The sequence below is a fragment of the Clostridioides sp. ES-S-0010-02 genome (assembly GCA_020641055.1).
In the GTDB taxonomy this organism is placed as follows: Bacteria; Bacillota; Clostridia; order Peptostreptococcales; family Peptostreptococcaceae; genus Clostridioides.
In genome coordinates, this window is the sequence record CP067345.1 from 3,745,658 (window position 1) to 3,757,135 (window position 11,478).

The 11,478-nt window shown below is 29.9% G+C and carries 5 protein-coding genes; 1 reads left to right on the forward strand and 4 read right to left on the reverse strand.

The genetic code is table 11. The features are described from left to right. Positions 1–44: 44 nt before the first annotated feature. From JJC01_17435 to JJC01_17450, 4 genes are all read right to left on the reverse strand, one after another. A complete protein-coding gene (locus JJC01_17435) occupies positions 45–5,249 on the reverse strand; it encodes a 50S ribosome-binding GTPase (protein ID UDN57921.1) in 5,205 nt (1,734 codons plus the stop codon). A gap of 14 nt (positions 5,250–5,263) precedes the next feature. Continuing rightward, on the reverse strand, positions 5,264–7,765 hold the full coding sequence (locus tag JJC01_17440; GenBank protein ID UDN57922.1) for an ATP-binding protein: 2,502 nt from the start codon (positions 7,763–7,765) through the stop codon (positions 5,264–5,266). A gap of 630 nt (positions 7,766–8,395) precedes the next feature. Further along, positions 8,396–9,631 (reverse strand): MFS transporter, encoded by a 1,236-nt coding sequence (locus tag JJC01_17445; GenBank protein UDN57923.1) that lies wholly within the window; start codon positions 9,629–9,631, stop codon positions 8,396–8,398. Positions 9,632–9,949: 318 nt separating this feature from the next. Then, positions 9,950–10,417 (reverse strand): MarR family transcriptional regulator, encoded by a 468-nt coding sequence (locus JJC01_17450; protein ID UDN57924.1) that lies wholly within the window; start codon positions 10,415–10,417, stop codon positions 9,950–9,952. A 736-nt stretch (positions 10,418–11,153) separates the two neighbouring features. On the opposite strand from JJC01_17450, the gene JJC01_17455 reads away from it, so the two are divergent. Continuing rightward, positions 11,154–11,435 (forward strand): hypothetical protein, encoded by a 282-nt coding sequence (locus tag JJC01_17455; GenBank protein UDN57925.1) that lies wholly within the window; start codon positions 11,154–11,156, stop codon positions 11,433–11,435. Positions 11,436–11,478: the final 43 nt, after the last annotated feature.

The following is an 11,478-nucleotide window of genomic DNA, read 5'->3' on the forward strand; positions in this document are numbered from 1 at the left end:
CTTAACTACTAAAAACACCCTTCCTTAAACCTCACTTAAAACCGCTATATTTCAATTAATCTCTGTTCATAGCATTTTAGTTCATTTTGTTTTAGATAGTTAAATTCAGACTCTACATAGATACCACAACCAATAAACTCAATTGTCAGATTTGGTATATTCTCTTTCAGTATACTCATCTGCTCATATATAATTTTTTCCCACAAATCAGCCTGTAATATAGAGAAATACTTCATAATTTCTCCATTGTTATCCATATCCTTTTTAATTTCAGACCAGTTTTTTAACAAAACGCCTCTTTTATCAATGTATCCAAGTTTTTTAAAGCTCTCTATACTCTGATTCCATGCATCTTTGCTACTCTTCTCAAAATATGACTCTAGCTTTTTATTCTGCTCACTTGTCAATAGGTCATAAGAAAGCTTCTTATTAAAATGTGCTTTCAAAGAAAGCTTAGCCATAGAATATGGGCTTCTACCAGAATTTAATCCCGCATTTTTAAACTTTTCTATTCCTTTATCTTCTATTGAAGACCAGATAGAGTTTACTGAATCTGAATCATCATCTTTTTTATATTTAACATCCAAGCCATGTGTAATATCGATATAATTTTGTGGAAATACATATTGATAGTGCATATCTTTGTTATCATCATATAGAGAAAAATATCCTTTATCATATAAATGCATATGTACATTTATTTTTAAACTATCATCTAAAATATTTCGTCTAAGATTAGGTATATTTGCATAAATAGTCACATATTTCATTGCATCATAGTTTTGATTTAGTGGAATTTCAAAGCTAATTTCTTCTCCTGTCAAAAGCTTTTTCACTTCTTCTTCATTACAATCATATAAAGAAAATGTATTTTCAAATCCCACACGTGATTTTCCTGCTAAACTTCCTGCTAATGGTATTTTCAAAATATGATTATCTGTCTTTTGCCATTGATAAGTATCTTGAACTAAAAACTCTTTAATTTGTCTATTCTGTTCCTTTGCCTGCTTTAGCACCTCATCTTCATTTTCTGTTATCCCTACATGACATCTATTTAAGATATTTACTATATTGCTTCCAAATGGAAATGTCCATAATTGAAAAGCTGCTGCCTCCAATTGGCACAAATATCTAATCTGATTCAATTCAATTTGATGAATAAGCTTTTTCTGATACTCATTCATCTGGTTACCACTGTCTGACATTTGATAAATCAGTTCTCCCATTGCAAGATTATCTTTTTTCTTGTCAATCTTATCAGTAATAATAATCTGAGCATCCATCATATCCTGTACTTTTTTGAAAATCCCAGAAATATCCTCTGAATTTTCCATTTTCAAGATTTCAAACTTCTTAATTAATTCAGTTAGGACATCTTTCATTTTTAGTCTGCTTATTTCATTTTCAAAAATATCCTGATTTTTAACTGTAGTATCAAATCCGTCTACAAATGGTATAATAGATTCTTTCAATGTTTTATTTTTGAACTCTTCCATCTGAATATTTAAATTATCTAGTTTTTTAATATTATCCTCTTTTGACTTAATCGCATCTTTAACTACTTTTATTTTATCTTCAAAGCTAGCTTTTACATTTAGACAATTATTAACACTACTAATTGCTGTATTAATAAAAGAACAACTTGCACTACCAATGCTTAATACATTTTTAATAGTTGCTGTTTTTTGCTGTCTTTCAATAGATGCTTTACACTTCTCTAGTGCAACCAATTTATCTTTTTGTTGTTTATTACTATAATTTGCTTCCAACATACCCATTTCTTTTTTCTGAATGCTTTTGTATATCTTTTCATATTCGCCTTCATCCAAGCCATTTTTTGCTACTGCAATGTCATTTTCTTTCCCTTGGTAGTCATTATTATCTAAGGACTTAGTCATAATCTCTTTAATTTTATTAAAATTTTCTCTCTTTCCATCATCAACACCGACTAGTTTATTTGTCATTGCTCCTAAAGCATTCTTTCTATCTTCATTTAACTGAGTTCCAAGGACAAAACTCATACCTTCAGAATCTATTTTGAAATCTGAAAAATTAACCATTCTGTTAGTCCATTGATACTCTTCTTCCTTAGCTGAAAGATTTTCTTTTAAAGATTTTGCACTATCAAAAGCTCCTAAGCACGCTTGACCAATACCACTTAATGATGATAGTAAACTCAATGCACTCTGTATTCCAGAAAGAATTAGTTGTATTTTCATCTGTTCTTGAAGTTTTTCCTTCTTTTCTTCTAGTTTCTTTATATCTTCTTTTTCATCTTCTTTTATCTTTAGAATTTCTTGAATCAAAAGATTCATTTTTGCTCCAACAGAAAGCATTTTATTTTCAAGCTCTTTTTTCAAAACTTCTATCTGTTGATTTCCTGAGTTAATTTGAGTTAGAACACTTTCCTTATAGGTATTGAAATATGATTCTTTTAATTCATCTTTCTTTCCTTGTTCCAATTCTTTTAAAGTCTTCTCTAGATAATCTGTCAGAGTTCGAATATCTGTAACACGATTTCCTCCAATTTCATCTTCCTCTATCATCTGCATGTAAAATGCTGCCTTCTGTTCTAATGCAAATAAAATCATACTCCATTCACTAAAACTCTGATTTTCTTTTACAAAAGCTTCTATTCTATTAGACTGCATCAATTTATTTATAAGGTAGTCATAAATCTCTTTTGCTTCTTGGTAAAACGCTTTCTTAATATGCATATCATCTAAAGAAATTACTTCTTTATTTTTCTTATCAAATTTATAATACTTCTGAAGAATTTCTCTATTTAACTGCATTTCCACTTTCTCAACTGCATTAAAAATCTCATAAATATGCGAAATTTCTAAAATATCAGCTTCTAAAATTCCTACTGCACATAAAAGTTTAAGATTTCTATATCCTTTACTTCCAGAAAAACCAAATCTTTCAAAGAATTGATAGAAAAATGTATCCATTGATAGAGAATACTCTTGCTTTAACAATTCGTTTTCTACTAATGACTTTCCAGGATTTCCTTCTTTTCCCTGTGCTCCATCTAGACCTGAGTCTGCAAGCTTTTTAATTGTCCAGTCCTTGTGTTTTGTATAAAGATCATCTAATGCCTTTCCATCATCTGCTGTTTCCTCACTATCTGAACCACTCCCTATCACATATCTATCAAAATAGTAATAGTTTATGTCACTATAACCCGTTTTACCAGAAATTCCTGTATACATTCTTGCTTCTTCAAAAATTCCGCGGATTCCTCCAAGACCCCCAGCTCCACCTTTTCCTCCAGAACCGCCTTTTCCAGCTAAGCCATGTCTTCCGTCTATTTGGCTTATAGAACTTTTTAGAACTGTTGCTTCTCCAAGGAGATAAATCTGTCCAGCCTTACTTCCAAGACCAGCATTTCCACCATCTCCACCTGTTCCTCCAGTATTTCCTTGTTTTCCTTTTTCTGCTTCTATTATATAGTATTTTGCACCTTTTTCCTCAGCAAACTCTTTTTTCTCTGGTTTAGAGCCTAGTTTTGCATTTGCTCCAGCTACTCCAGATGCTCCTGTTTCTCCTACTTTTCCATCTTGACCATTTCCACCTTGTCCACCGTCAGCATAAAGCTTAAGTTCGCCTTCTTTTTGTATATGTTTAAAAGATATTAAAATATCGCCTGAGGTTCCTGCATTATTTCCGACTCTTCCATTCATTCCGTTATAAATAGAACTTTCTCCATCCAATTTTTTTGCGTCATTTCCAGAAACATTAATTGAATAAGAACCTTTTGGTATACATAATCTTTCAACTAATAGAACTATATTTTTACCTGAGAAAACATCCTTCTTCATATCACAATCTATTTTTAGCTCACACTCTCCATACATATATATAGATGATAATTCATTAAGTTTATAGCCAGATATTATTTTAGTTAAATCTGATAAATTCACTTTAGGTACAGGAATATATATAGAAAGCACTTTATCTTTTTCATATGATTTTATATATGTACAATTTTGGATTTTTTCTCTTCTGTATTCTGCATCTAGAAGCTTCTCAGCTTCTTCTTGTTCCAATTCCTTCTCTGCTATCCAGTATTTAATACATTTTAATGTATCTTCCAGTGTTGTATTTAATAATGACTTTAATAATTCACTTAGACCGACAATATTAGTTTCTTTGCAGTAACTATTTAGCTCTAGAACAAGGTGTATTTTTTCTAATATATTTACTTTTTGCACTCCATCACCATAGAAAAGCCCTTGTACAAACTCCATAAGTTCTTCAATACTATTTGTTTTACATAAACTCTGATACATTTGTTCCAACTGAGATTTTTTTTCTTTTAGATTTTCTATAGAAGATAAAATGGAAATAGAATCTTCTAATGCCTTTTTTACACTTTCTATATAAGGAGCTAGAAGTTTTTCTAGTTCTTTATATGTTGTGTCAACAGCTTTTTGTATCTCCATTTTACAAGAAGCAGTAAGCATTAATCCCATATCAGTTTTCTTGAAAGTAGTTGGAAGTTTTTCTAATTCTCTCAATAGATTTTCTGGCTTTGTGTCTAGTGGATTACACAATTCTATAGAAACATTATCTGCTAGTACCACATTTAACAGATATACCAGTTCCTTATAACCTTCATAATATTTTTCTTGGCTATCTAGGTCTTCTTTTACTTTTTTCAGTATATTTCTAACTTTCTCTTTTGTCACGCTACCACTAAGTGGCTTAGGTATTTTATTGATAAGAAAGAAAAAATTTTCCTTATACTGTGTATATTCATTAAACATATCTTTTAAGTTTTTAGCTGTATCAATTAACAGTGTATGTCTAGAGTCCAGTAAAGACTGGTAGTCTAAAATGACTACTATACCTTTTACTTTTAAAGATGCAGATATAGTTTCTCTTACAAGCATTGCTCCTGCAATCATATACTCTGCTCCACGATTATCAAAAAATCCAGGACAATCGCATAAAGAAAATGCTTTATTTTCAATATCTACAACTTCTGGGCATAAAGTCTTAGAATATACACCATTACCAATATCAACTGCTGAATCTTTAGCTGTGATGTACACTTGTCCAGTTTCCGCATCTGTTTTTTCTTCCATATCACAACCTTTTAAATAGTTGATACAAGTGCTTTTTCCAACCCCTGAAGCACCCAGGAATAACAAAATCGATTTTTCTTTTAAATTGTATCTTTCCAGTTCATTCCTTCCATTTTCCAAAAGATTTATGATTCCATTATACAATTCATTTGACATATATCCATCCCTTTCTATACTTCAGCACAATAGTTTTGATATTTCTCTTTAACAAAGCTTTCTTCAACTTTTAAAACTGCTGTTGATTTTTTATAATTTGGATTATTATATCCTCCAGATTCTCCTCTATCTCCATAATCAGCATACTCTCTTGATGGACCTTCTTTTCCTTTTTCCCAACTTCCACCTTCAAGAGTTATACGATAACTAGTAATACTAGTTAGTTTATAATCCCAACTTTTAAAATATCCTGTATAGTATACAGTAGAATCTATAGCACTTGGAGAGAATGAAAGTGTATTATAACCATGATGACCACCTTTTCCTCCACTTCCACCAAATCCTGGTCTTCCATCTGGACCTCTTTCTCCATCTCTTACTGTTATATCACAACAACTGATTAACTTCTCTCTCTTTTTATCTGAATCTGCCAAGAAGTAAATATTTCCTTTACTTCCTCCATTTCCACCTCTTCCAGCATTTCCTCCTTTTTCTCCTTTTCCTCCTTTTGCACCACTTGTTCCTTCTGCAAAATAACCTTTAAACATTTGTCCATAGAAATAACTTGTATATCCTGCATCACTTCCATTTCTACCTGTGCTTCCAGCCACACCATCTTTACCATCTGTTCCTCTTGAACCATTTCCTCCATTTGCTATTAGTGTAAGGCGATAGTTTCTAATTTCTTCTTTAATGTACAAATAAATATTTCCTGCATCTCTACCATCTTCACCATTGATTCCATATATAGAATTATCTATAAGATTTCCACTCTTTCCACTTACATTAATCTTAGAATTACTACTTACATCAAGATTCTCACAAGAAATAATGATATTTTTTTCTGATGCAAAATCCATTCCAAGATTAATATCCATATAGATAGTGTCTTTAGCTAAAAACATAATTGTAGAGACATCATCTCCCACATTTCTATTTCTAAAAGCTTCTAAAACACTGCTAATTACCAAGTTTTTAATTAATGCTTTAACTTCTATTACCGTCTTTTCTTTAAGTATAAATGATTTTATTATAAATGGATTTAAAATATATTTACTTACAAGATTTCTAATTATTTCATTTCCTTTTTCTCCATATGCATTTAATCTTGTTATATTTGCTTCTAATTCTTCACTATTTCTATCTGTAAGATTCTTTAAAATAGGCTCAAAATCACGTTTACTATATATGTAGTCTGTTTTATTTGCAACTTCCATCAATTTATCTCTATTTGATAATGTCCATACCTGTTTTTGTACCTCATAAGAAACTAAAATCTCTTCTATTTTCTTTCTTATAATAATAAATTTTTGTTCCATTATACTTTTACTTGTTTTTTCTATAATAGATTCCATATATACAGAAGATAGTGAAATTTCAGCATTTCCATGGTCTGTATATTTATTTAAATCTTTAATTATATCTAAGTTTCTTCTTATCTCATTTTGTAATTTTATACATGTGTCTTCCAAGAATAATCCACTTTCTCCTGACAATAAATTGATAAATTTATCTAAAGTAATACTCTCTGCATTAACTGAACTTTCTAACCAGTTTTTAAATATGTCTACTACTCTTTCATATTTTGACATTTCTTGAATCATTGTTACTCTTTCAACCTTCTTAATAAAGTCTTCTGTATATTCCTTGACATAAACTTCTAGTCTAGATACTACACTACTTTGAATATCTTTTATTAATGTATCTAAAACTAATCTTGCATCTGCACTGATTGGATATTGGAATGCTGATGTTTTATCTTTTACTTCTTCTAATTTTATTACTTCTTTTAATAATCCTTCTCTTTGCTCTGCTTCAAGTGGTTTACAAAGATGAATATTTTTTCCTTCTCCTTTTAGCAATTCTTCAAATAACCAAGCTTTATCTTTTATATTATTTTCTGGACTTTCACACAATTGTTCGTATTTTTTTCTAATCACATTATATATTTGTTTTTCTGTTCTTCCTAAAAAGCTTTTAGAAATAAAGAAAGTAATACTTCCTCTAAAATTCTCTTTATGAAGACACATATTTAATTGTTGAAATAAATCAAGTACTTTTGTAAGTCTAGCCTCTAATATATCTGCTTCTGGTATTAGTACAACTACTCCACATATAGATGCAGAATTTCTAAACACCTCTCCTAACGAAACTGCTGCACTAATGTCATGTGCTACTCCTCTGTTATCACTAAATCCTGCAGTATCACATAATTTTGCATCCATTCCTTCTACTTCTCTTCTCATATCTACAATATTTGGATACAAAGTTTGTGAAACAGCTCCTGAGCCAATTTCTGCAACAGGGTCTACACATTCAATATAGGAGATACCAGTATCTTCATCTTCTACTTCCTTCATTTCACATCCTGCAAGATAATTAATTGCTGTACTTTTCCCACAACCTGTGCCTCCAAGAATCAAAATTAGATTCTTATTTATAGCTTTATCTATTGCTACTTTTCCTTCATCTAGTAGGATTTTGATTTCTTCTAAAAGCTTATTTTTTTCTCCCATGTATTTTCTCCCTTTTTTATAAAATTTTTTAATATTAAAATAACTGTGCTTGTAAAATAAAGCCTTTACTAACACAGTTATTTTATTTTATATATCTAATTATATTTTTTATTTTATATATCTAATTACATGTTCTACTTTTTTCTTCACAAAGAAGAGCTTTGAAAATCATAATTTCTGCTAAATAATCCTTAGGTGCCTTTGTAATTGCAGTAGCATTACAAATAAATTTTAAATTTGTACCTGCTACAACTTAAGTAGCAACGATAAGTGTTTCATAATCAACATCTTTTAACATTTCTACAGCTTAATTGAATATTTCTACTTCTTATTTTTCTACTTCTTATTTTTTTACTGGTCTAAATTTTGACCATCCTCCACAATAAATATTCATATAACAAACCTCCTTATATGCTTAAATTTATTTATATAATAGTACGAATTTTCTAAACATTCAACGCAAACTGTGTAACTAGTCGATAAAAGTGCATAACTGGACACATAGTCATCATAAAAAACTTTTAAAGTCAAATTTATCTAATTAAAAATAATATAATACAAAAAAACAGTCAATCTATTAAAATCAACTGCTCCATAAAGTGAATTTTTACTTATTATATTTTACAAAGTTTACACATTTACATGTGTCCCTTTATACAAAACTAATGTTGCCACTCCTATAAGTATCATGCCCATAAAAGCAGGTGTCGCATGACCAAGAAATACATAGATTTGACCTCCAATGATAGGTCCAATTATTCTTGCTAAAGATTGAATGGATTGACTACCACCTTGAATCCTCCCTTGCTCACTAGAATCGACAGACTTGGATAGCATCCCATTGAATGAAGGTCCAAAGATAGAATCGCCAAAACCAAATATAAACATTCCAACAATAAAAATAGGATAGAACGAAAACAAGGCTGATGCTGCAATAAAACTGTAACCTATAATCTCTGAAACCATTCCAAGAATTGCTATCTGTACATCACTAAGTTTTTTCAAAAGCTTTGGCATTATAAAACCTTGTGAAATGATGTCTTGTATACCCATAATTGAAAATACAAGTCCAATTAGTGCGGGTTTCCAATTGAAAGTGTCTATTGTAAATTGTGAAAAAACTGACTGTAAAGACCCATTTGGTATCCAAAGTAAGAATGCTGATAAAAGTAGCCTTTTTAAGTTTTTTACAGAAAGTACATTTGCAAGCTGTATAAATGGATTTAGCCTTGCAAGTGTAATCGACTTTAATCTATTCTTCTTATCAAGGCTCTCAGGCATATACAGAAATCCATAAATAACATTAAGTAAAGTTATTATTGCTCCAAAATACATGGGTACAGAATAACCAAACTTAGCAAGTAATCCACCTACAGTTGGACCAATAACACAGCCTACACCTGAAAATGCACTCACCCATCCAAAGTATTTACTTCTATGTTCTCTAGGAGTAATATCTGCAAAATATGCGAAGATAGTGCTTATGCTCCCACCTGTTACACCTTCTATTATACGTCCAACAAATAATACCCATAGAGCTCCTCCTATTCCAAAAACTAAGTACCCTATTGCAGAACCCAAAAGGCATAATAAGAGTAATGGACGACGTCCATATCGGTCACTCAAAGCTCCAAGCCCAGGAGCTGCAAAAAACACACAGATTGCATAAACAGAAGTTAGCATTGTAACAACTATAGCTTGTTCTTCTGGACTATTTGTATAAGGTTGCACTAAGAATGGAACGACAGGTGCTATGATAGTGAATCCGATTCCGCAAAGAAACGCAGATATAAGACCAAATATCAAAGCCTTTTTATCTACAATTTGTTCTGTATTCTGTTCATTGTTTGATTTAAATATAAACACTTAAATTCTCCTCTCAAAAATTATAATTTTGTTTCCTTTAGAAACATATTTATTTATTTCTTTTTTACTTTTTTACCTTTTTACGTCTTTACCTCTTTACTTTTTTCATTATTTTATTTCCCTAGTAGCATGTTCATCTTTTATCATTTCGCCTCATTTGGGGGTATATTCCTATATTCGTTTTTTGATTCCTTGGAAACATATTTATAGTATCATTTTTTTGTTTCCTTGTCAACAAAATAGGTAACAATAAAAATACAGCCTATTCTCAATAGAGTTAGGCTGTATATGATTTCATTTTCATTATTCTGATTTATTCTACTTTAATATTATCCCCTGTTTTTTTATTTCTTCATCCAAATGTCGGTTATAATTTTCGACAAAGCTAATCATACTGTCAAATTGTTCATCAGTTACCTGCTCAAATACAACTTTATCACGTTCTTGAAACTCTTTATGAAGTTCCTCATGGATATTATAAACTGTTTTACCTTGCTCAGTAAGTCTAAAATAGATTTCTTTTTTATTATCAGGCTTCTGGTAACTTTCAATAACACCTTTTTTTATTAACTTTTTAGTTACTTTACTTATGGCGCCTCTAGTCATATAAAAGTATTCTGCCAGTTTTGTCACATTGCAGTCTACATTTCTTCCAATGTATTCAATGCAATGTACTTCAGAAGACTTATAACCCTTGAGACTCTCTTCCATCTTAAATTTATTAAGCCAAACAGTCTTATTTAGTAAATCTCTAAAACCCATCATGACCTGTTCTTCTTTATTCATGGTATATATCCTCCCACCCGTTAGTGCATTAACAATATTATATTAAACTTTTGTTTCTATTTCAACAATGTTAAAATAATTCTTTTAGGAATCGAACTATATAAAATAAAGAGATAGAATCATCTAATTTAGACCTACATTTAATTTTATACTCTGCACCATACTTAGATATTAAATTTTTCTTAAATTCATAACTTTAAGTTACTTTATTGAATAATAAAACTTATATGAAATACTTGCTGTTACAAGGATGCAACTCAACATTGACAAAAACATAGTGAGATTAATAGTATGTAACCTGTATATTTGTTAAAATTTTAGAATAAAGATTGAGGAGGAAAATAAAATGGATATATCTACAATAAGAAATCATTATATTAAATTATTTATATGTATTTTTTTATTTTTCAGTGATATAGTTTTATTTTTTCCGATATACTACTTATATAGAATAAAATTCATTAAATTACCACTCTTAAATTAATCATCTAATCTTTTTATATAACTCTTATTCGAATCATAATAGCACAGATAAAAACATTGAATTCTAGTTATAATTTCAAGAATTTTATAACTTTAATTAAATATATTTTTAGGTGGAAAACAAATGAAAAAAACTAAATCAAAGGTATTAAGTTTAACACTAGCAACTACTTTTTTTGTAGCAACAACAGCAAATTCATATGATATGTGTGCAAAATCTTCAGATATGGACATGGGTAAGAAGTCATAGCTTATGTATTGCAAAAACTGTGATTTAGAGTTTGACGATACTACAACTATATGCCCCAAGTGTAACCACACTCTAACATCTCATAGACAAAATTTATCACAGATATCTATGAAAAATAAAGTTGATGAATTCAAGCTAAATAAAAAAGTTAGAAATGGAAATATACTAACAAATATAATTATTTTGACATTAATAATTCATATAATACTTATTCTTTTCATGCAAATCCATATTGAAGATTATTATGATATTTATATTAAATATTGCCCTACTGCAATATCTTGATTAGTTTTAGTTCTTTCTCTAAAAAGAGGAGAAAAAAGGTTCA